Here is a 19,148-nt window from a genome sequence, read left to right as displayed (position 1 = left end):
AGCGCTTCACGGAAAAATTAGCCGCAAATGAACGCAAATGGACGCAAATCAATGCAATGAGGTGAAGAACCGTCGGTAATGGCGAACCGATTGCGACTGATTTGCGTTCATTCGCGTTTATTTGCGGCAAAAAAAATTCCCCATGAAAGAATCGAACCGATGTTATCGGCACTTCGGCACTGCTGTACTAGAGATGTGCAGGCCGGTAAGATCTGAGGGCTAGCAATATGTCCGAATGGTTGGTCAAGGGCGGCTACGCCGTCGTCTCCGTTACGGTAGCCGCCGTCTACGGCATCCTGCTCAGCGGGATCATCGCCCGCACCCTGGCCCGGGTCCAGGGACGGATCGGCATCCCGGTCTGGCAGGGGTTCATCGACATCGCCAAGAATGCGGCCAAACGCACCGCCGTCAGCCATGGCATCATGTTCTACCTGGGGCCAGTATTTCGCCTCGTCGGTGGTATCGGCACCCTGCTCTTCATCCCCATGCTGTACGGCAGCGAGGTCTTCGGCAACTTCCATTTCGCCGGCGACATCATCCTCGTCATCTATTTCATCCTGTTCGGCGCCCTGGGGATGGCCCTCGGCGCCAGCGAAGGCGGACACCCCTACAGCGCCATCGGCATCGGCCGCGGGCTGGCCCAATTCGCCGCCTTCGAGGTGCCCTTCGCCCTGGCGGTCATCGCCCTGGCGATCCAATACGACACCCTCTCCGTCTACGACATGGTAGAGGCCCAGCAGGGCGGCGTCGCCAACTGGACCCTGTTTACCAACCCGCTGGCGGTCACCGCGGCCATGCTGTCGCTCCTCGGCTCCACTGGCTATTCGCCCTTCGACGTGGTCGGCTCCCCCCAGGAGATCCCCATCGGACCCAGGACCGAATTCCAGAGCGATTTCATCAGCCTGATGCAGCTCAATCGGGCCGTCTTCGCCGCCGCCAAGCTGGTCTTGTTCATGGACCTCTTCTTCGGCGGCGCAACCAACCTGATCGAGCTCATGATCAAGACCTGGGCCATCTACATGGTGCCCATCTTCGTCGGGGCCGCATTTCCGAGATACCGTATCGATCAGTCGATCCGCTTCTTCCTGCGCTGGCCGACATTGATCGGAATTGCTGCGGTGGTGTTGGCGGATTATTGGTATGGTGCATGATTCTACTTTGTCACATTCACTAACTTGCCGACTTTACTGGATCTCGTTGTTTTCACAGACCCCTTATAAATCGGTGGATTACCCCGGAATGTGACAAAGTAGAATTAATTATTGATAATTAAATTGAAGCAAAAGCCCGTAGGTTGGGGTTCGTACCTCACCCCAACCTACGCACTTTCCACTATCGGTAATAGGAATAATTGTGAGAACAAATGCAGATTTTCTACAACATCTACGCAGTGAAATTGCCGATAGTCAGAAACGAAGGGAAACATTTGTAAAAGCTAAGCTTGCATTCGTAGTAGCTTTATTAGGTGTAGGTACTATATCTATCCACGGCAAGCTTGGGGCGACACCTCTGTTATATCTTGTTCCCTTGATTTCCTTCGTCTTAGATTTATATATCCTAGGTGAGGACTTTTCAGTCAAGAGGGCAGGCAGATTCATTAAAACCAGTCCTGCTGCACCGGATGAGGAGCAGCTGTGGGAAGAGGTAGTCGAAGACTGGAGAGACTGGCACAGTTACTGGGCTGCTCCATTGGCATCGGCTATAGTTCTCGTTGCCGCAGCTCTTGGTGTTAAATTATCCGGCGCGGATGACCTTCCATTTTGGGCATGGTTTTTTCTAAGTCTTCTTCTTATATTACCTGTGGCTGTATATAGCAAAAGGAGAAAGAAAAGCCTCGCGTCCTTTGAAAAGAAATTAAAAAAGAGAAGGATTGATGCACCAACTGTCGAAACCGTTTCAGTTACTGATGACATCTTGAGTGTCGACCTGACGGATGGCAGAACAATTTCCGTTCCGGTCGAATGGTTCCCTCGTCTTGTTCATGCCACGGCGGAGGAAAGGATGAAGTGGAAATTGACTGGAAATGGTCAGGGAATTCACTGGGAAGGCATCGATGAAGATATCAGCGTAGAAGGTCTGTTGGCCGGTAAATCGTCTGGTGAAAGTCAGACTTCTTTTAAGAGGTGGCTAAACCGGAGATGATTGATGAGTAACACATCTTTGGATTATACATATTGGCAAGATGAAGAAATGTGGCTGGGATATCTCGATGAATATCCTGATTATGTGACGCAAGGAGAAACCATGGATGAATTGAAAGAGAATTTAATCGATATTTATAAGGACCTTACCGAGGGCCATATTCCGGCTGTGAGACATCATGCAGCGTTGGTCGTGGCATGAAAAGACGGGAGTTGATTTCAAGACTGGAGAAAATGGGATGTGTTTTCATACGCCATGGTGGAAAGCATGATTGGTATCAGAATCCGGAAACAAAAGTTTCGCAACCAATACCACGACATCGTGAAATCAAGGAGTATCTTGCCAAATATATCATTAAAGAATTGAGTTAACCGTATCAAGCCTGTAGGTTGGGGTGAGCTTGCGAATCCCAACGAATCGGTTGTCGGGACGTGAATGTTGGGGTTCGTTTGGCTCGTTCCCACGCTCCAGCGTGGGAATGCAGTTAGGCCGCTCCAGCGGCCGAGATCCCTCACTCTGCTCGGGACAAGGTTTCATGACACTGGAGCGTCAGAGTTCACCACTCCCACGCTGGAGCGTGGGAGCCAGATATTGGGATGCCATATGGGTAAATTCGGGAAATTGAAAAAGCGGATTCTTAGCGGCACATCGAATACGAACCAATCGCTATGCAGATCAAACGTCGCATGATCCGCATGATCCGCATGATCCGCATGATCCGCATGATTTTAAATGAAATGCGGCATAACTCGGCTCATGAAGCCGATCTCGTGGAGTCTGGAGAAGAACGCGCTTCTGAAAGCTCAAAGGGGGTGTCTTTCGAAGATGTAGTGTTCCACATCATGTCCGGCGATATCCTCGACACAATCGATCATCCTAATCAGGAACGTTATTCCGGTCAGCAAATTCACGCGGTTGCCATCAAGGAATATGTATATCTCGTCCCGTTTGTCGAGTCGGAAGATGAAGTCTTCCTGAAAACAATTATTCCAAGTCGGAAAGCTACCAAGACCTACCGAGGCGGCAATAGATGAACAAGCTGGATCGAGAAGAACGCGAAATTCTGGAGGCGTTCGAGTCGGGGAATGTAAAAGGTTCCAAGGATGCGGCAGATATCCGGAGACGGCATCGGGAATACGCGGAAGCTATGTTCACGGAGGATGCCCGGATCAATATCCGGCTCGCCTCGAAGGATCTTCGTGGTCTACAGAGCAAAGCCCTTGCTGAAGGGATTCCTTACCAAGTGTTAATTGCAAGCATCCTTCACAAGTATGTTGAAGGCCAGTTACATGAAAAGGGTAGCTAACACGGCGTTTCAGCCGACGCCGGAAAGGCTGGTCGTTTCCTACAACCCGTAGATTGGGGTGAACTTGCGAACCCCGACGAATTGTTACCGGGACGAGAATGTTGGGGTTCGTACCTCACCCCAGCCTACGCGCTAAATTATCCCGAACCTAAATGTTGGGATTCGTAATATCGGGTGGGCACATGTCCTCTTATACTTGTGATCGGACAAATAATTCTCCGACATGGAGTCTCATAGACTTGTTTACATGGAAACTTATACCTAAACGATTTGGTGGAGGTATTTCTTACATTCAAAAGTTCAAAGATGCCTGGGTTAGGCATAATAAAACTCGGATTAAATTGTTGGCCGCACGGCATAGATTTCCGCCCGAGTTGCTTGCGGGCGTATGCTGGATCGAGGTGGCTGGTGATCCCACTTTTATTGATCGAGTCGCATTTGAAGTGAGAGTGTTCGACTGGAGTGGTCCCAACTGGATCGACAGGAATCTTACAGTCACAGATCCTCCTGCTAAAACATCCTTCGGACCTGTTAGCATACAAATTCGTACTGCTGCGCGTACCATGGGTCTCGATCCCAATAATATGTCGTCAACACAACTACGCAATTTGGCAACTTGTCTACAAAAGGATGTTTTTAATATTGAAGTTGTAGCTCTTCATTTACGAAAGATAATTGACCATGACGGATTGCAGGAAAACCCGCCATATCTGAAAATGGACAATGTACGGATAGTCGGAGCGAGATATAACCGAGGTATGGAATTATCCCTCGACCAAATAAAAAGGAATACGAGATATGGGGATTTTATTGTGAGATTTTGGTACCGATTTGCTAGGCTCATTCGATGAAAAGTGATTGAAGAAATGAGTGCGGCAATGAAGATTATTGCGCGTTTATTTTCTGTCTGTGGATTGCTTGTTTTATTTATTTTGCCGCCTAATAGATATAGTTGGATGCAAGAAATGGATCCTTCGATCATGGCAGATGATCCTTCTGGCAACAGGAAGGTATTTTCATTATTGATTTTAATTATTATCGGCCTGATCGAACTGATACTTTTCATCAAGGATAATAAAGTTGCAGGAAAAATAGTATCCCTGATTCTTGCAGCGTCAGCGGTTTTGATATGGTCGATAAAATACTTGTCTGTCTGACACCTAATTCGTTACAGGAGGTCTTGCGTTTTTCTGTAAGTATTATCGCGCTTGCTCTTATTTCCGCCAGCTCGTTACACGCGGAAATGGATAGCCTTATGATCGATGGAACTGCGCTCAGACTCATTGAGCGGGATGCGGCGTGCCTGATCGAGCACGATGGTACGGTTCTTGCGGTAGGGCTGCCGGCACCATGTCGGTTTCTCCGGCGTGGAGTGGAAACGGAACCTGCAGTCCATCGTTACGATAGACGGGGATCTGTGGTTCTCGTTGCCGGTCCTCTCGCTCATCCCGATGACTACTCACGGATTGACTATTTATCTCCGTCCGATTAAGTGCTCGCATATGGCCCGTGGCATCATCGTCCAAAAGGGTGTGTTGTCAGTCAGCGATTTGTTTGTTGATCCCCTTGGATACTGTGCCGAAATAGCGCCTGACGAGAAATTCTACTACGGGATTGTCCAGGCGAAAGAAGAAGGAGAAAGAAGTCCATAGGTTAGGGTGGGCTTGTGAACCCCAACGAATCGGTTACCGGGACGAGAATGTTGGGGTTCGTACCTCACCCTAACCTACGCACTGCATATTTTAAGTGAAATGCGGCATAACTCGACCCGAGACGGCAATAGATGAACAAGCTGGATCGAGAAGAACGCGAAATTCTGGAGGCGTTCGAGTCGGGGAATGTAAAACGTTCTAAGGATGCGGCGGATATCCGGAAACGGCATCGGGAATACGCGGAAGCTATGTTCACGGAGAATACCCGGATCAATATTCGGCTCGCCTCGAAGGATCTTCGTGGTCTACAGAGCAAAGCCCTTGCTGAAGGGATTCCTTACCAAGTGTTAATTGCAAGCATCCTTCACAAGTATGTTGAAGGCCAGTTACATGAAAAGGGTAGCTAACACGGCGTTTCAGCCGACGCCGGAAAGGCTGGCCGTTTCCTACAACCCGTAGAGGTAGTGGCTAATTATTAAATGATATAGTATAGTGATCGATTTGTAAATTTAACCAAGGAGTTTTCAGTTATGATTGTTGAAACGAAAGTACATACCTGCCACAAATGTCACAGTAAAGAACTGGTCAAAAATGGTAGGAATGCGTGCGGTAATCAGCAATATCATTGTAAAACCTGTGGGGCCTATGGTGTGCTTGAACCCCAAGTGTGTTATACAGAGGAAGCGAAAGACCTCATTATAAAAGCTTATCAAGAACGATCAAGCATGCGTGGGATCGAAAGGAGTCATGGGATCTGTCGCCAAACATTGCGTGCTTGGTTAAAAGAAAAAGCGGAGCAACTTCCGCCCCTTGAAACAACGCTGGCACCCGTTGATCCAGCGCAGACGCCAGTGTTGGAACTGGATGAGCTTTGGTCCTTTGTCTTCATCAAGGGCAACAAAGTATGGGTCTGGATCGCATTGAGCAGAGAGACCCGAGAAGTCATTGCTTATGCTTGTGGTGACCGTAGTAAAGACACCTGCCGAATCCTCTGGGATCGCATACCATCTGCTTATAAAAAAGCCCTGGTTTTCACCGACTATTGGGAAGCGTATCAAGCCGTTATTCCGGATGAGCAGCATCACCCTGTCGGCAAAGAAACAGGGGAGACGGCTCATGTTGAGCGCTGGAATAATACCTTACGGCAGCATTTAGCACGCTTCGTGCGTAAAACGCTCTCTTTCTCCAAATGCATCATTATGCATGAGCTCTGTTTAAAGCTCTTCCTGCACCGCTATAATACGGATCTCTTGCCAGCCAGTTGACTATGCCATCATTTAACAATTAGCCACCACCCCCGTAGATTGGGGTGAGCTTGCGAACCCCAACGAATCGGTTTTGGCAGTTCAAATTGATGCACCGAGTGCCGAAAATGTTTCAGTTACTGACGATACCCTAGGGTGTCGATCTGACGGATGGCAGAACAATCTCCGTTCCGGTCGAATGGTTTCCTCGTCTTGTTCATGCCACGGCGGAAGAAAGGATAAACCGGAGATTGATTGGAAATGGGCAGGGAATTCACTGGGAAGACATCGATGAGGATATCAGCGTAGAAGGTCTGTTGGCCGGTAAATCATCCGGTGAAAGCCAGGCCTCTTTTAGAAAGTGGCTGAATCGGAGGTCCAACTGAGAATTGAAAATCCGCATCTTTTATCCGCAGATTACGCAGATTTTCGCAGATACCTGTATTCTTCGACTGTGCAATCTGCGTTAATCTGCGTTAATCTGCGAAATCTGCGGATTCAAAACGTATGGGAGCCAGATGAAATCAAGTCCGGTGTCTTACAACATCTTCGAAGAGCCAGGCCTTAATCAGGGATTGGTAGGGCATGTCCTGCTTATTGGCCTCGATCTTTATACGTTCCAGTAGTGTTTCCGGGAGACGCAATGAAATGGTTTTGGTCGAGGGCTTCAGATTGGGGAATGAAACCGGCGTGGCCTGCTTCCAGTCTACATAATCACTGGAATCATGGATCTCCCAGAAGGACCGCTCTTCGGCTTCAGTGTCGAATTCAAGTGGTACTAGTTTGGGCTTGCTCATAATGGGTTTTCTCCTTGCGGTGCATGTCACGGGCCGAAATCACGCGGATCAGAGTTCCAGAGGCACGCAAGGTAAAGGTGATGTGAAGCAATCTACCCGCACCGGTCGTGCCAAGGGCATGGTAACGTGGTTCTCGTTGACTATGCTTCGGGTCCGGTAGCAAGAGTAAGGGTTCGTTGAAGAATATGAAACTGAAAGTGGTAATACATGACGCGCAGGAAGGCGGCTATTGGGCCGAAGTGCCATCCATACCTGGATGCGTAACTCAAGGTGACTCCTTCGATGAGTTGTTGCTCAATATTTATGATGCTGTTGAGGGGTGTCTGTCGGTAGATTTCCAGGATATCAGTTTATCGGATAAGGATACTATAATGGAGATAGCCGTTTGAAAGTTGTCAGCGGGAAGAGATTTTGCCGGCTTCTTGAAGACAATAACTGGGAACTAAAACGAGTAACTGGAAGTCATTATATTTTTGCCAAACCAGGTAATAAGGTTCGTGTTTCTGTTCCGGTTCACGGTAATAACCCGTTGAAGGTTGGATTACAACGGCACCTAATAATCACATACTGGAGTAAGGAAGATAATTCCTTTGTGGCGGAAGTACCGGAGCTTCCGGGATGCATGGCAGATGGTAAGACATATCAAGAAGCAGTCTCTAATGCACAGGTAATCATTCAAGAATGGATAGATACAGCGAAAGATATTGGACGAGCGATTCCCGAACCAAAAGGTAGACTCATGTATGCCTAACAAGGGAATGTACTCGGACAATTCGCGTAGAATGTGGTGAGCGTAGCGAACCGTATCGATGCGGTTCGTGTTACTCACCACATCCTACGGCGGGCCAGACCTGAGACGAAAGCGGGTGTCTAGCGGGTGCTCGATGGAAATATCGCGTCATTCTTCGTGTCTTCGTGTCTTCGTGGCTTCGTGGCTTCGTGGCTTCGTGGCTTCGTGGCTTCGTGGCTTCGTGGCTTCGTGGCTTCGTGGCTTTGTGTGAGAAAAAATACGGCCTACGCAGGCTACGAGCTCTCGGGAATACGGAGTAAAGATTGAAATTCATCATCCGTCCTTTGGATATCCAGGTTGGTTAAGTATGAAGAACAAAGATTCCATGAATGACCAAGAATTGCCTAACAACGGCTTGACCTATCCGGACACCGAGTACTACTGCAAGACGCGGCCGGTTCCGGTGGCGCCCCAGTTCGAGGCGATGGAGAAGATCCGCAATTGGGCGCGGGCCAATTCGCTGTCGGTGCAGGCGTTCGGGACCGGCTGCGGGGCGGTCGAGCTGCGGCCCCTGATGACGGCCCGTTATGATGCCTATCGCTTCGGGGTCATGACCTCCCCTACCCCGCGCCAGTCTTGTGTGTTTATCATCGGGGGCTATGCCTCGGTGAAGACCCTCAAGCGCATCGTCGTCAGCTACGAGCAGATGCAGAACCCGAAGTTCGTGGTGGCCCTGGGGAGCTGCACCGTGAACGGGGGTATGTACTGGGACAGCTATAACACCATCAACCGCATCGATTACTATATCCCGGTGGATCTCTATATCTCCGGCTGTATGCCGCGGCCCGAGGCCCTGTTGGCCGGCTTTGTCAAGCTCAAGGAGCTGATCAAGGCCGGTAAGTGCGAAGGCGCCAACAAGTATGCGGAGAATTTCGATTGGTACAAGGCGAACCAGAAGAAGATCATCAAGGATTGGAACATGCCGGATTACAATTGGTAATCGCCGTTATGAAGCAGCTCTTTGAACGCCTCGAGGCCCTGTTCGCCGTGACCGATTTCAAGCAACGGCGGACCGATCTCGCCTTCCTGCATATCCCGAAGGACTATGCGGAGATGTTGATCCGCCATCTGCGGGATCACGAGGGATTCTCCCATCTGGTGTTTTTTACCGCGGTGGATTACATCGAAGATGGCATCTTCCGGCTTATCTATATGCTGCATAACTATGCGACCAAGGACACCCTGGGGGTGTATGTGGATCTGTCCCGAGCGGAGCCGGTGATGACCTCGATCCATCCGCTCTGGGAGCAGGCCGCGCTCTATCAACGGGAGCTCAAGGAGATGTTCGGGATCGATTTCCCCGGCAGCCCGGGCGTCGATGAGGACTTTCTCCTGGAGGGCTGGGACGAGATTCCACCCATGCGCCGGGAGTTCGATACCCGAGCCTACGCCGAGAAGACCTTCTTCCCGCGCGTAGGCCGGGAAAAGACCGATCCGCGCGCCCATATGCAAGCCCAGCTCTACCCGGACGAGGGGGAGAAATGATGTCCGCGCCCGACCGTTCCAGGTACCCGGAGCTGGTGGACGGCAAACCCGTTGTCGACCTGGACTCCGAGAAATACGTCAAGCTCTGGCATGGCCCCCAGCACCCCGGCATCACCGGCAACATGTCCCTGGAGCTCACCCTATGCGGCGACGAGGTGGTGGAGTGTAAGACCCATGTGGGCTATCTGCACCGGGGCTTCGAGAAGCTCATGGAACGCCGGACCTGGATCCAGAACTTTCCGGTGGTGTGCCGGATCGCGGTGCCCGAGCCGGCGTTCAACGAATATCTGTATGCCGCGGGGCTGGAGGAGCTGGCGGGGATCGAGCCGCCGGAACGGGCCCAGTGGATCCGCACCCTGAACCTGGAGATGATGCGCCTGGCCAGCTTTCTCGCCTGGCTGGGCGGCCAGGCGGGGGCGTTCGGCAACGGCACCATCGGCCAATGGACAGTGACCCACCGGGACTATCTGCTGGATCTGTTCGAGGAGATGACCGGCGGGCGCATCTACCATATGTACATGCTCCCCGGAGGGGTGCGGTCCGGACTCCCCGATGGCTTCGAGGAACGGCTGGAGGCCGTTTTGAAGCGGGTCGAGAAGCTCCTCAAAGAAATCAAGCTGATCCTGCTTCATAACAGCGTGTTCAAGGCCAGGACCGTCGGCTTAGGCATCATCGACCGGGAGATGATCGACCGCTACGGCATCACGGGTCCCAATCAGCGGGCCTGCGGGATCAAGCGGGATGTGCGCAAGGATTACCCCTATCTCGTCTACGACCGACTGGATTTCGAGATAATCACGGGCACCGCTTCGGATGTCTATGAACGGACGCTGGTGAGATACCGGGAGATGCACCAGTGCATCGACCTGATCCGCCAGATCCTGGAACGCATGCCGCGGGACGGCCCCTTCCACGAACCCCTGCCGAATGTCCTGCATTGGAAGATCCCGCCCGGTGAGACCTATGTCAAGGCCGAGTGTACCCGCGGCGAAAAGGGCTACTACATCGTCTCCGACGGTTCGCTCTACCCGCGCCGGATCTGCATCCGCGGCCCCAGCTATACCCACGCCTTTCCGGTGATGGAGAAGATGGCGATCGGCACCGATATCGCCGACATCGCAGGGCTGATGGTTTCACTGCACACCTATCCACCCGAGATCGAGCGGTAGCAGCTTGTACACCGGTACCTGACAGGTACCGAAGTACCGATAACATGAGAATTATTTTTTGCCGCAAATGAACGCAAATGGTTGAAATTGGCCCGCCATTATCGGTGGTTTTTGATCTATTTGCGTTGATTTGCGGATAAACCTCCTCTGATGATCCTGCGAACTCGATGTTCGGCAAAAAAGTGGGGGTTGATGAGTTCTAAAATCAGACTAACGAAAAGAACTGAATATGGCGCTTACTCGAAACGCGGTAGAAACATCAAAATTCAATAAAAATGCAAAGCCGCCATATGAACTGCGCATGCAGGATTTTCAAATGGCGATGCAGGATGTATACGATTTCTTCTATGATGTGAACTCTCATCTCACTGCGAAAGGGTTGCAGCGCTTAGATGATATGCTGCGTCCTGCAATTATGTCAGGATTGCTTTCTGATATGCTGACGGCAAGTCTTGCCAAGCATTCCCGTGTATTAACAGAAAACGGCTATTTCAATGGGCATCCCGATCTAATAGTGCAAGGCGTTTATGCTGACAATTCCGTCAAGGCCGGAGAAGAAGGCGTTGAAATAAAGACGACGAGAAAAGCAGGGGGTGCTGTCGATACACATGGAGCACGGGAACAATGGATGTGTGTTTTCGTTTACAAAATTGATACGGACTCGGAGCCCGCTATTAATAGATCGCCAATGACATTCACCGAGGTGTATCTCGGAAAAGTTACTATCGATGATTTCCGAAAAAACCCAAGAGGTGAGCTCGGAACGAGAACAGCTACGTTACACAAGGATGGCATCAAGAAGCTTCGGGATAGCTGGATATACAGGCTTTAGAGTTACCGTTAGTCTTGAACGCCGTAAGTTTCGGAATGGATGTGCAAGCTAGTTTGAAGAAATCAATGTCTTTTTCTATCCCGATGCTTTTATAGCCAACCGCCTCAGCGGCAGCTAGGGTTGAGCCAGCGCCAACAAATGGGTCGAGAACGACGCCTTCACCAAGGGGTAAAGACGCATGAACGATTTGTCGCATAAATGCTTGAGGTTTCAAATTTGGATGAGGAGCAAGAGACTTTTCGCTCTTTCTGGTGGGCGCAGAAGCAATCACATCTCCAAATGGCTTATCTTTTATGGGGCGGCGAAATCCGCCTGTTTTCCATTTTCTGAGATTATCCTGAACTCGACCATCAAGTGGTTTTCTACATACGATCCACGGTTCCCACATAGAACGAGGCATAACGCTTATTTCACTAAATTCTTCATGTGCAGCTTTTGGACGGTCGCCTCCCCTCATCGTCATAGTGAGGCGAACTATTTCTCCCCGTCGTTCCAAACCGGCATCTGCTAATGCCGATGATACTATATAAGATACAAGGGGGTTGGATGCTACTATTACATGAGCGCCGGGAACTAATTTAGGGAGCAACAATTTGGCCCATACAAAGAAAAATGATCTAAGTTGCTCGAGCTGTCCTTGTGTCAAGGTGGTGAACCGAGGCAGAGGGGAACGTGTGTTGCCATCAAAAGACGGCGGAATTCGCCAAACGCCACCTTTTCCAGCGCGCAACTTACTTTGCTGTTCAGGGGTGTATTCGTGAAGGCCGTACGGGGGGTCCGTTACCACGGCATGAATGCTGTGTTGCTCCTGCTGATCCAACCAGTCAAAACAGTCAGCGTGTACAAGAGTAGCTTTCCCGGAAAAAAAAGGGTATTGCCATTGCTGAACAGAGGTGATAGCGCGTTGAACTCCTTGCGTGGTTTCCGTGCAATGGGTTCGGAGACGATAAACGCCTCGCTCCTCTCGAACAAAGATCTCAGGCGTGTTAAGCCTCAAGTAGGATCTGACAGAGGACGATGGAGTTGGTCCGACAATCTGAGCTATCCTGCCCTCAATTTCTTTAACAGTCAAAGGCTTAGACGTCAGAGAAAGAATCTGAACAATGGCATCTCGAACATGCCCGGGGGAATTTCTTGTAGATTGTTGTACCATGAGCGTATGCTGGACGTCCAGACGTCATTTGTCAACGGCAAGTACAAAATTAGCCGAACAAGGCGCTTAACTCGGGCTCTGCCTCGGTCGCTGGCGCTCCTTCGGCAGCCGGTTAATGCAAACGTTATCGGTCGTTGAGAGCATTCATACTGGTTGAAAGCGGTATCCGAAGACCGCGGTTTTCGGGTACCAACCGAATACGAGAGATTAATCCTTATGCCGCTCAAAGACCTCATGGCCCCTTTCTATGTCTGGAAGCGGGCGTTCGAAAAGCCCTATACCACGGCAAAACCGATCGAGGAACGCCCCGGTGCGGCCAACTACCGGGGGTTCCACACCAACGACCTGGATCTATGCATCGGCTGCGGTACCTGCGAGACCATTTGCCAGAACGAGGCCATCGATATGGTGCCGGTACCGGGCATAAGACCCAAGCCCGGAGACAGCGGCCTGCGGCCCATGGTCGACAATGGCCGCTGCTGCTGGTGCGCCCTGTGCGTCGATATCTGTACCACCGGCTCGCTGCGCATGACCAACGAATACATCTGGGTCAGCAGTGACCCCGATGTGTATCGGTTCATCCCAGGGACGGGTGACAACCCCTGGGACCACCAGGAACTCGGCTACCGCAGGGACCCGGAGTATCACCTGTTGCGGCTTGAACGCTCGGACATGGAGATGCTCGACCCGGAACAGAGCCGGCAATCCTTCATCGAGGTCGTGAAGGGCTATTCCGCGGAGCAGGCACGCAAGGAGGCCGACCGTTGCGTAGACTGCGGCATCTGCGTCGCCACCTGCCCGGCGCACATGGATATCCCCGAGTACATCAAGGCGGTACGCGACGGCGACTTCGAGACCGGCCTGCGCCTGCTCTACCGCACCAACCCCATGCCCGCCACCTGCGGGCGTATCTGCACCCACCGCTGCGAAGACGTGTGTTCGGTGGGACATATGGGCGATCCGGTGGCGATCCGCTGGCTCAAGCGGTACATCTGCGACCAGATACCCGAGGCGGAATACGCCGGCATCCTCCGGGACGAAACCCCGACGAACGGTCGCAAGGTCGCCATCATCGGCACTGGCCCCGGCGGATTGAGCGCTGCCTACTACCTCGTCAAGCTGGGCTATGCAGTCACCCTGTACGAGGCCCACCCACAGGCCGGCGGCATGCTGCGCTATGGGGTACCTAGCTATCGCCTGCCCTACGATCAGCTCGACAAGGACATCGACTATATCCTCTCCCTGGGTGTAACCATCCATTACAATACTCGGATTGGCCGTGAGGCAGAATTCTCCGAGCTGATGGAAGCATATGATGCCGTCTTCTTCTCCACCGGCCTGACCGAGCCCTACGGATTAGGGGTGGAAGGGGAAAACCACCCGCGGGTCCTGTCCGGTCTCCAGGTACTGGAGGATGTCACTCACGACCGGGATCCGGGCGTCGGGACCCAGGTCGCTGTGATCGGCGGCGGCAACGTGGCCATGGACGCAGCACGGGTCTCGTGCCGGCTCGGCGCCGAGGTCACCCTACTCTATCGCCGCCGGATCGAGGACATGCCCGCCGATCCCGAAGAGATCCACGAGGCCCAGACAGAGCAGATACGCTTTGTGACCCAGGCCATCCCGGTACAGGTAACGGATGCGCCCACCCCGAACCAGGTCACCATCCAGTGGGGAGAGGCCGAGATGGTACCCGATGAGAAAGGCGGCCGCCCCCGGCCGGTGCTGATGGAAGACCGCATGCATACCGAGACCTACGACTCCATTATCTCGGCCATCGGCCAGGGGGGGGATTATGAATTCCTGTCCCAGGACTACGCCGACCGGATCGAAATCAAGCGGGGTAAAGTGGTCTGCAACCAGCACCGCCAGACCGGTATCCCCAAGCTCTTCGTCGGCGGCGATATCGCCAACAATACAGCGGATGCCATCAGCGCCATCGCGGATGGTCATCAGGCCGCGATGGGAATCGATCGGTTCCTATCCGGCTGAATCGGATTATCAGGTACTAGGGGCTGTTGACATCATCGTAGTGCCAACCGTTAATCGGACAAGATTCCCGCGCTCGTTCCCACGCTCCAGCGTGGGAACCTCGTCTTGTCCGCTCCAGCGGACCATGCCCCTCTGGGCCGACATGGGCCAGCTACCTGGTCGCTTGTCGACGCTGGAGCGCCAAGATCCCTCCTCCGTCGGGACAAGTTTGCTCCCACGCTGGAGCGTGGGAGCCAGCAGTGGATTGTTTTCCTGAATAATCAATTATAACTCCTGTTAATCCTGGAAATCCTGTGAATCCTGTACCATTAAGAGACAAGCCCGGAGGGCAGGGTTTACTCCTTTTAAACGTCAACACGCCCTTTCAGGGATCAGTAAGATGGCGAAACCTAGTGCACTTGTCGGCGTTGTACCGGCAAAACAGGCTGAAACTATGTACTAGGTTGCGGTAGTGGAGACAATGCGGAGAAATCGATGAGCAGTCAGCTTGAAGACATCAAGGCCAAGGCCATGGCGGATCTGGAAAAGGAGCTTAAAGGCGAAGTGCCGCTGGAACCGACGGCAACGACATCCGAGCCCGGGACCCGGTTCGATGCGATGGGCAGGGAAAGGATACGGCAGACCAAGAAGCACATGGAGCATTTCTGCCGGATACCCTTCCTGAACGACCTCTCGGATGCGGAATGTAATCGGCTGGCGGAAATCGTCACCGTAATGCGGTTACAAAAGGGCGATATCCTGATCGAGCAGGGGAAAAAGGACGACTCCCTCTATGTCCTGATCGAGGGACGCCTGCGGGTGAACCGGAGTACCGGCGGCGGGAGCCAGGTCACCCTGGCCTGTATCCGGGAGGGAGAGATGGCCGGTGAAATGGGCTTTCTCGACGACTCGGAACACAGTGCCACCCTGCAGGCCGACGATACCTCGGAAATCCTCCAGATCAATCGGAACGACCTCGAGGGCCTGTTGGAAGAACATCCCCAAACCGTCTATAAGCTGATGCGTGCGATTGCCCGTGAGGTGCATAAGATCACCCAGCGGATGAACATGCAGTTCGTGGAGATGAGCAACTACATCCATCATCAGCAGGGGCGGTATTGAGCATTCTCAATCCCCGTAGTGGGCTGTGCCCACCAACGACTCATCCGCTTCAATGAGACCGCGGAAGCGTTCGAACCGCTAAGGCGCAAAGCGTATCAATCCGCAGATTACGCAGATTTTGGTTCTTTATGGGGTAGTGGTTAAGGTTTAAATGGAAACATCGCCACTAGCAGTGGGTTGGGCACGCCACAAGCTAGCACCCCCTCTCCCTCCGGGAGAGGGGATCAAATCCTGACTCAAACTTTAGAGGGCAGTACCGTCATGTTGAACCGACGCCTTATCCCCACAACCACCGTACTTCTGGCCGTACTTTCGATTTTGATTTCCGTCCCGATGTGGGCCTCCGCGGCCGTCAAATCCGGCTACACCCAACGAGGTATTGCATCCTACTATGGCAGCAGATTCCATGGTCGGATGACCGCAAGCGGCGAAATCTTCAACCAATGGACTCGCTCCGCGGCCCACAAATCCCTGCCCCTGAGTGCCAAGGTCCGGGTCACCAAGCTGAGCGACGGCCGGAGTATCGTCGTCAGGATCAACGACCGGGGACCCTTCGTAAAGGGACGCATCATCGATCTATCGCGTAAGGCCGCGCAGGACCTGGGCATCATCAAGCACGGCTTGGCGAAGGTGAAGGTCGAAGTGCTCAGCCTCCCGCGCAAGCGGCGTTGAGATTCGATAGCTCTAAGCAACTCGAAGCGCTCCACCTCTAACCTAGCATCGATGAAACCGGCCAGGTGCCGACGTAGGTGGTTTTGCAGGTGGTATCCTACGGCGTCACGCGGTGATGACGAACGTCTTCCGGGGCATCGGATGAGTGGGCGCAAGCGATCGCACGCACATCGCCAAAGGTTGGCCTATGAGGCCGCTCGTATCATGGTCAATCAAGGGATACGGGGGTTTGACCGTGCGCGGCGTAAAGCGGCCGAGCGGGCCGGTATCGGCGACCGGCGGTTGTGGCCCAGGAACGGGGAGATCCAAGAGGCATTGTTGCAACAACAGCGCCTGTTTCAAGGCACGAGACGGGAGAGCGAGCTCACAAGCCTGCGCCGGCAGGCCCTGGCGGCCATGGATGCCTTTGCCGACTTTGCGCCCAGGCTCGTGGGCCCCGTGCTTGCCGGAAGCGGGGACCCTACTCAAGGCGTGCGCCTGCACCTATTCACGGACAATCCGGAAGATGTGGTGTTCAGGCTGCTCGATCGGGGCATCCCCTGGCAAGAGAGCGAGAAGGTCTTTCGCTACGGGGGCGGCCTACGTTGCACCCATCCGGTGTTCGCCTTCGTTGCCGGAGATACGGCCTTCGAGCTGGTGGTACTACCGGTCCGGGTCCAGCGCAATCCGCCGCTGGATGCGGTCAACGAGCGGCCGGAGCGGGGAGCCAAAGCCGCTGAAGTCGCACATTTGCTGGGTGATACATCTTAGGGGCTGTCGGCATTCGGGTCGCCGGTGTTCAACCGCTCGTGGACCCGGCGCACCGCTTGCTGCGGGTTGCGTCCCTCCCGGTAGGCACCGGTACCTCGCTGCTTTCAACACGACCCGCGAACTTACCTTGAAATAGGATATGCTGAAAGGGATACTGAGACGCATCATATGGATAATTTTTTCACTTCCGAATATTTCCGAGTGAACCGCCTGTTTTCCTACCACCGAGAAGCCCGCTCATGAAGCAATCTCCCGCTGTTGCCGGTACTCATGCAGTGGATCGCTTGCTCCACGCCCAGCTGGGCAAGGCCACCTTCGGCCTTTCGCCCGTCTCGCTGATGGTTACCTATCTGGACTGGTTTGCGCACCTGATGATTTCACCCGGTAAGCAGGCGGAGCTGCTCGAGAAGGTACGGCGCAAGACCTCCAAGCTCGCTATTTACGCGGCACAGTCGGTGTTCGATCCAAAGACGCCTCCGATCATCGAGCCATTGCCTCAGGACCGCCGATTTCGCAATGAGGCATGGCAACGTTGGCCTTTCAATTTGATCCACCAATCTTTTCTTCTGAACCAACAGCTCTTCTACAATACCGTGACCGACATCCGTGGCGTTTCGCGACGTCACGAGCAGACGATGTGTTTCTTAACGCGCCAGCTGCTCGACGTGTTTTCGCCTTCGAATTTCGTCTTCACTAATCCGGAGGTCTTGGAGACTACCGTAAAGGAAGGCGGGAAAAACCTCTTGCAGGGTTGGATGAATTTCGTGGAGGATCAGGAACGGGCACTGAATGGGAGAAAACCGGTCGGTGCCGAGGAGTTCCAGGTCGGAAAGAATCTGGCGGTAACCCCCGGCAAGGTTGTGTTTCGCAACCACCTGATGGAGCTCATCCAATACGCGCCGACCACCGAGAAGGTGTATGAGGAGCCGGTGTTGATGTTGTCCGCATGGATGATGAAGTATTACATCATGGACCTGTCGCCCGAAAATTCCATGGTGAAGTACCTGGTGGACCATGGTCATACGGTGTTCATGATTTCCTGGGTGAATCCGGGCCAGGACGATCGTAATCTCGATATGGAAGACTACCGTAACTTAGGGATCATGGACGCCCTGAAGGTAATCAACGGCATCGTTCCGAACACCAGGATACACGCCGTCGGTTACTGCTTGGGGGGTATTATCCTCACCATTGCCGCCGCGGCCATGGGTCGGGATCAAGACCGCCGTTTGGCCAGCCTAACGCTGCTGACGACCTTGACGGACTTCAGCGATCCCGGAGAGCTTGCGGTCTTTATCGATCCCAGCGAGGTCTCTTATCTGGAGGACCTCATGTGGGAACAGGGATACCTGGATCCGCGGCAGGTCGCGGGCAGCTTCCAGCTATTGCGTTCCCACGATCTCATCTGGTCCAAGATGGTACGGGAATACCTGCTCGGCAAACGGCAACCGATATTCGATCTGATGGCATGGAACATCGATGGTACCCGTATGCCTTACCGTCAACATTCCCAGCTGCTACGCAGATTGTTTCTGAATAACGACCTGTGGGAGGGGCGGTATCGGGTCGGGGATCGTCCCATCGCCATCAGCGATATCCAGATTCCCATCTTTGTCGTCGCGGCCACCGCGGACCATGTTGCCCCCTGGCGATCGGTCTATAAGTTGCGTCTGCAGACGGATACCGAAGAGCTCACGTTCGTTCTCACCAGTGGGGGCCATAACGTGGGTATCGTGAACCCTCCCGGTCCCAAAGCCCGTGACTACCGCATTGCGACCAGCAAGGCCGACGACCGTTATGTGGATCCGGATACCTGGCTTGAAACCGTGCCCAGCCAAGAGGGGTCCTGGTGGCCGGCGTGGGAGGCCTGGTTGCGCCAGAGGTCCTCTGACCGGATACCGTCGCCGACCATCGGCAGCTCCGAGCATGGATATAGGGTCCTGGCCGATGCGCCTGGAACCTATGTGCTACAGGAGTAAGCTTTATACGCACTCGCTGAATGAGGTGCCGCTCTCCGGCACTATATTTGAGTTATCTGTCGGGTAGTGGTTAATATCTAAGTT

At 53.2% G+C, this 19,148-nt stretch carries 24 protein-coding genes and 1 pseudogene; 21 read left to right on the top strand and 4 right to left on the bottom strand.

What is annotated here, in order from left to right; translation table 11 throughout:
- Window positions 1–227: 227 nt before the first annotated feature.
- The 7 genes from E1958_RS07845 (at window position 228) to E1958_RS07810 (ending at window position 4,605) form a co-directional block, all read left to right on the top strand.
- Window positions 228–1,151: a respiratory chain complex I subunit 1 family protein gene (locus E1958_RS07845; protein WP_089725210.1), complete on the top strand. Its 924-nt coding sequence runs from the start codon at window positions 228–230 to the stop codon at window positions 1,149–1,151.
- 202 nt (window positions 1,152–1,353) lie between these two features.
- Window positions 1,354–2,142: a DUF2442 domain-containing protein gene (locus E1958_RS21950; protein ID WP_424945071.1), complete on the top strand. Its 789-nt coding sequence runs from the start codon at window positions 1,354–1,356 to the stop codon at window positions 2,140–2,142.
- Between the two features lie 3 nt (window positions 2,143–2,145).
- Complete coding sequence (locus E1958_RS07835) at window positions 2,146–2,343, top strand: type II toxin-antitoxin system HicB family antitoxin (protein WP_133511392.1); 198 nt, start codon at window positions 2,146–2,148, stop codon at window positions 2,341–2,343.
- Window positions 2,340–2,513 (top strand): type II toxin-antitoxin system HicA family toxin, encoded by a 174-nt coding sequence (locus E1958_RS21945; RefSeq protein WP_133511391.1) that lies wholly within the window; start codon window positions 2,340–2,342, stop codon window positions 2,511–2,513. The genes E1958_RS07835 and E1958_RS21945 overlap by 4 nt, the downstream gene beginning before the upstream one ends.
- A gap of 297 nt (window positions 2,514–2,810) precedes the next feature.
- Window positions 2,811–3,176: a hypothetical protein gene (locus E1958_RS21225; RefSeq protein WP_243448542.1), complete on the top strand. Its 366-nt coding sequence runs from the start codon at window positions 2,811–2,813 to the stop codon at window positions 3,174–3,176.
- Window positions 3,173–3,448, top strand: coding sequence for an antitoxin (locus tag E1958_RS07820; protein WP_133511390.1), 276 nt, complete (start codon window positions 3,173–3,175; stop codon window positions 3,446–3,448). Before E1958_RS21225 ends, E1958_RS07820 begins: the two co-directional genes overlap by 4 nt.
- Window positions 3,449–4,302: 854 nt before the next feature.
- Complete coding sequence (locus tag E1958_RS07810) at window positions 4,303–4,605, top strand: hypothetical protein (RefSeq protein ID WP_133511388.1); 303 nt, start codon at window positions 4,303–4,305, stop codon at window positions 4,603–4,605.
- Between the two features lie 74 nt (window positions 4,606–4,679).
- Here the strand turns inward: E1958_RS07810 and E1958_RS07805 are convergent, their stop codons facing one another.
- Window positions 4,680–4,895 (bottom strand): hypothetical protein, encoded by a 216-nt coding sequence (locus tag E1958_RS07805; RefSeq protein WP_133511387.1) that lies wholly within the window; start codon window positions 4,893–4,895, stop codon window positions 4,680–4,682.
- Between the two features lie 336 nt (window positions 4,896–5,231).
- On the opposite strand from E1958_RS07805, the gene E1958_RS07800 reads away from it, so the two are divergent.
- From E1958_RS07800 to E1958_RS07790, 3 genes are all read left to right on the top strand, one after another.
- Window positions 5,232–5,507 (top strand): antitoxin, encoded by a 276-nt coding sequence (locus tag E1958_RS07800; protein WP_133511386.1) that lies wholly within the window; start codon window positions 5,232–5,234, stop codon window positions 5,505–5,507.
- A 123-nt stretch (window positions 5,508–5,630) separates the two neighbouring features.
- On the top strand, window positions 5,631–6,365 hold the full coding sequence (locus tag E1958_RS07795) for an IS1 family transposase (RefSeq protein ID WP_133511385.1): 735 nt from the start codon (window positions 5,631–5,633) through the stop codon (window positions 6,363–6,365).
- A gap of 143 nt (window positions 6,366–6,508) precedes the next feature.
- Window positions 6,509–6,730 (top strand): DUF2442 domain-containing protein, encoded by a 222-nt coding sequence (locus E1958_RS07790; RefSeq protein ID WP_133511463.1) that lies wholly within the window; start codon window positions 6,509–6,511, stop codon window positions 6,728–6,730.
- Between the two features lie 138 nt (window positions 6,731–6,868).
- On the opposite strand, the gene E1958_RS07785 is transcribed toward E1958_RS07790, so the two are convergent.
- Together E1958_RS07785 and E1958_RS07780 are read right to left on the bottom strand one after the other, a co-directional pair.
- On the bottom strand, window positions 6,869–7,141 hold the full coding sequence (locus E1958_RS07785; RefSeq protein WP_133511384.1) for a BrnA antitoxin family protein: 273 nt from the start codon (window positions 7,139–7,141) through the stop codon (window positions 6,869–6,871).
- Window positions 7,113–7,328, bottom strand: a pseudogene (locus E1958_RS07780) (BrnT family toxin); the annotation flags it as partial. The pseudogene E1958_RS07780 and the gene E1958_RS07785, both read right to left, overlap by 29 nt.
- Between E1958_RS07780 and E1958_RS07775 the strand changes: the two are divergent.
- From E1958_RS07775 to E1958_RS07750, 6 genes are all read left to right on the top strand, one after another.
- A complete protein-coding gene (locus E1958_RS07775; protein WP_133511461.1) occupies window positions 7,327–7,530 on the top strand; it encodes a type II toxin-antitoxin system HicB family antitoxin in 204 nt (67 codons plus the stop codon). The pseudogene E1958_RS07780 and the gene E1958_RS07775 sit on opposite strands and share 2 nt — an antisense overlap.
- On the top strand, window positions 7,527–7,892 hold the full coding sequence (locus tag E1958_RS21220) for a type II toxin-antitoxin system HicA family toxin (protein WP_133511383.1): 366 nt from the start codon (window positions 7,527–7,529) through the stop codon (window positions 7,890–7,892). The genes E1958_RS07775 and E1958_RS21220 overlap by 4 nt, the downstream gene beginning before the upstream one ends.
- Before the next feature lie 346 nt (window positions 7,893–8,238).
- Window positions 8,239–8,871, top strand: a complete 633-nt coding sequence (nuoB, locus tag E1958_RS07765; protein WP_207787789.1) for an NADH-quinone oxidoreductase subunit NuoB — start codon at window positions 8,239–8,241, stop codon at window positions 8,869–8,871.
- Window positions 8,872–8,879: 8 nt separating this feature from the next.
- The gene (locus E1958_RS07760) at window positions 8,880–9,416 is read left to right on the top strand and encodes an NADH-quinone oxidoreductase subunit C (RefSeq protein WP_133511382.1); all 537 of its coding nucleotides are present in this window, start codon (window positions 8,880–8,882) and stop codon (window positions 9,414–9,416) included.
- A complete protein-coding gene (locus E1958_RS07755; protein WP_133511381.1) occupies window positions 9,413–10,585 on the top strand; it encodes an NADH-quinone oxidoreductase subunit D in 1,173 nt (390 codons plus the stop codon). The genes E1958_RS07760 and E1958_RS07755 overlap by 4 nt, the downstream gene beginning before the upstream one ends.
- Before the next feature lie 229 nt (window positions 10,586–10,814).
- Window positions 10,815–11,417 (top strand): hypothetical protein, encoded by a 603-nt coding sequence (locus E1958_RS07750; protein WP_089725227.1) that lies wholly within the window; start codon window positions 10,815–10,817, stop codon window positions 11,415–11,417.
- On the opposite strand, the gene E1958_RS07745 is transcribed toward E1958_RS07750, so the two are convergent.
- Entirely contained in the window at window positions 11,380–12,570 is a 1,191-nt protein-coding gene (locus tag E1958_RS07745; protein WP_133511380.1) for a DNA methyltransferase, read from the bottom strand. The genes E1958_RS07750 and E1958_RS07745 overlap by 38 nt on opposite strands.
- Before the next feature lie 216 nt (window positions 12,571–12,786).
- On the opposite strand from E1958_RS07745, the gene E1958_RS07740 reads away from it, so the two are divergent.
- The 5 genes from E1958_RS07740 to E1958_RS07720 all read left to right on the top strand — a co-directional run bounded on the left by E1958_RS07740 (window position 12,787) and on the right by E1958_RS07720 (window position 19,064).
- On the top strand, window positions 12,787–14,562 hold the full coding sequence (locus E1958_RS07740) for an FAD-dependent oxidoreductase (RefSeq protein ID WP_133511379.1): 1,776 nt from the start codon (window positions 12,787–12,789) through the stop codon (window positions 14,560–14,562).
- Window positions 14,563–15,036: 474 nt separating this feature from the next.
- Window positions 15,037–15,663: a Crp/Fnr family transcriptional regulator gene (locus E1958_RS07735; RefSeq protein ID WP_133511378.1), complete on the top strand. Its 627-nt coding sequence runs from the start codon at window positions 15,037–15,039 to the stop codon at window positions 15,661–15,663.
- Window positions 15,664–15,996: 333 nt separating this feature from the next.
- A complete protein-coding gene (locus tag E1958_RS07730; RefSeq protein ID WP_243448441.1) occupies window positions 15,997–16,335 on the top strand; it encodes a septal ring lytic transglycosylase RlpA family protein in 339 nt (112 codons plus the stop codon).
- A 141-nt stretch (window positions 16,336–16,476) separates the two neighbouring features.
- A complete protein-coding gene (locus E1958_RS07725) occupies window positions 16,477–17,085 on the top strand; it encodes a hypothetical protein (protein ID WP_133511376.1) in 609 nt (202 codons plus the stop codon).
- A 239-nt stretch (window positions 17,086–17,324) separates the two neighbouring features.
- Window positions 17,325–19,064 (top strand): PHA/PHB synthase family protein, encoded by a 1,740-nt coding sequence (locus E1958_RS07720; protein ID WP_133511375.1) that lies wholly within the window; start codon window positions 17,325–17,327, stop codon window positions 19,062–19,064.
- Window positions 19,065–19,148 lie beyond the last annotated feature (84 nt).

It is taken from the genome of Candidatus Thiosymbion oneisti, assembly GCF_004359955.1.
Taxonomy (GTDB): Bacteria; Pseudomonadota; Gammaproteobacteria; order Chromatiales; family Chromatiaceae; genus Thiosymbion; species Thiosymbion oneisti.
The sequence above is the reverse complement of the archived record's forward strand: the minus strand, read 5'-3'. Positions and strand labels throughout refer to the sequence as shown.

What these genes read in the sequence shown, in the direction of transcription:
- E1958_RS07845 (WP_089725210.1), top strand. Translation starts at nt 228, where the DNA reads ATGTCCGAATGGTTGGTCAAGGGCGGCTACGCCGTCGTCTCCGTTACG.
- E1958_RS07835 (WP_133511392.1), top strand. Translation starts at nt 2,146, where the DNA reads ATGAGTAACACATCTTTGGATTATACATATTGGCAAGATGAAGAAATG.
- E1958_RS21945 (WP_133511391.1), top strand. Translation starts at nt 2,340, where the DNA reads ATGAAAAGACGGGAGTTGATTTCAAGACTGGAGAAAATGGGATGTGTT.
- E1958_RS21225 (WP_243448542.1), top strand. Translation starts at nt 2,811, where the DNA reads ATGCAGATCAAACGTCGCATGATCCGCATGATCCGCATGATCCGCATG.
- E1958_RS07820 (WP_133511390.1), top strand. Translation starts at nt 3,173, where the DNA reads ATGAACAAGCTGGATCGAGAAGAACGCGAAATTCTGGAGGCGTTCGAG.
- E1958_RS07805 (WP_133511387.1), bottom strand. Translation starts at nt 4,895, where the DNA reads ATGAGCGAGAGGACCGGCAACGAGAACCACAGATCCCCGTCTATCGTA.
- E1958_RS07800 (WP_133511386.1), top strand. Translation starts at nt 5,232, where the DNA reads ATGAACAAGCTGGATCGAGAAGAACGCGAAATTCTGGAGGCGTTCGAG.
- E1958_RS07795 (WP_133511385.1), top strand. Translation starts at nt 5,631, where the DNA reads ATGATTGTTGAAACGAAAGTACATACCTGCCACAAATGTCACAGTAAA.
- E1958_RS07785 (WP_133511384.1), bottom strand. Translation starts at nt 7,141, where the DNA reads ATGAGCAAGCCCAAACTAGTACCACTTGAATTCGACACTGAAGCCGAA.
- E1958_RS07775 (WP_133511461.1), top strand. Translation starts at nt 7,327, where the DNA reads ATGAAACTGAAAGTGGTAATACATGACGCGCAGGAAGGCGGCTATTGG.
- nuoB (WP_207787789.1), top strand. Translation starts at nt 8,239, where the DNA reads ATGAAGAACAAAGATTCCATGAATGACCAAGAATTGCCTAACAACGGC.
- E1958_RS07760 (WP_133511382.1), top strand. Translation starts at nt 8,880, where the DNA reads ATGAAGCAGCTCTTTGAACGCCTCGAGGCCCTGTTCGCCGTGACCGAT.
- E1958_RS07755 (WP_133511381.1), top strand. Translation starts at nt 9,413, where the DNA reads ATGATGTCCGCGCCCGACCGTTCCAGGTACCCGGAGCTGGTGGACGGC.
- E1958_RS07750 (WP_089725227.1), top strand. Translation starts at nt 10,815, where the DNA reads ATGGCGCTTACTCGAAACGCGGTAGAAACATCAAAATTCAATAAAAAT.
- E1958_RS07745 (WP_133511380.1), bottom strand. Translation starts at nt 12,570, where the DNA reads ATGGTACAACAATCTACAAGAAATTCCCCCGGGCATGTTCGAGATGCC.
- E1958_RS07740 (WP_133511379.1), top strand. Translation starts at nt 12,787, where the DNA reads ATGCCGCTCAAAGACCTCATGGCCCCTTTCTATGTCTGGAAGCGGGCG.
- E1958_RS07735 (WP_133511378.1), top strand. Translation starts at nt 15,037, where the DNA reads ATGAGCAGTCAGCTTGAAGACATCAAGGCCAAGGCCATGGCGGATCTG.
- E1958_RS07730 (WP_243448441.1), top strand. Translation starts at nt 15,997, where the DNA reads ATGTGGGCCTCCGCGGCCGTCAAATCCGGCTACACCCAACGAGGTATT.
- E1958_RS07725 (WP_133511376.1), top strand. Translation starts at nt 16,477, where the DNA reads ATGAGTGGGCGCAAGCGATCGCACGCACATCGCCAAAGGTTGGCCTAT.
- E1958_RS07720 (WP_133511375.1), top strand. Translation starts at nt 17,325, where the DNA reads ATGAAGCAATCTCCCGCTGTTGCCGGTACTCATGCAGTGGATCGCTTG.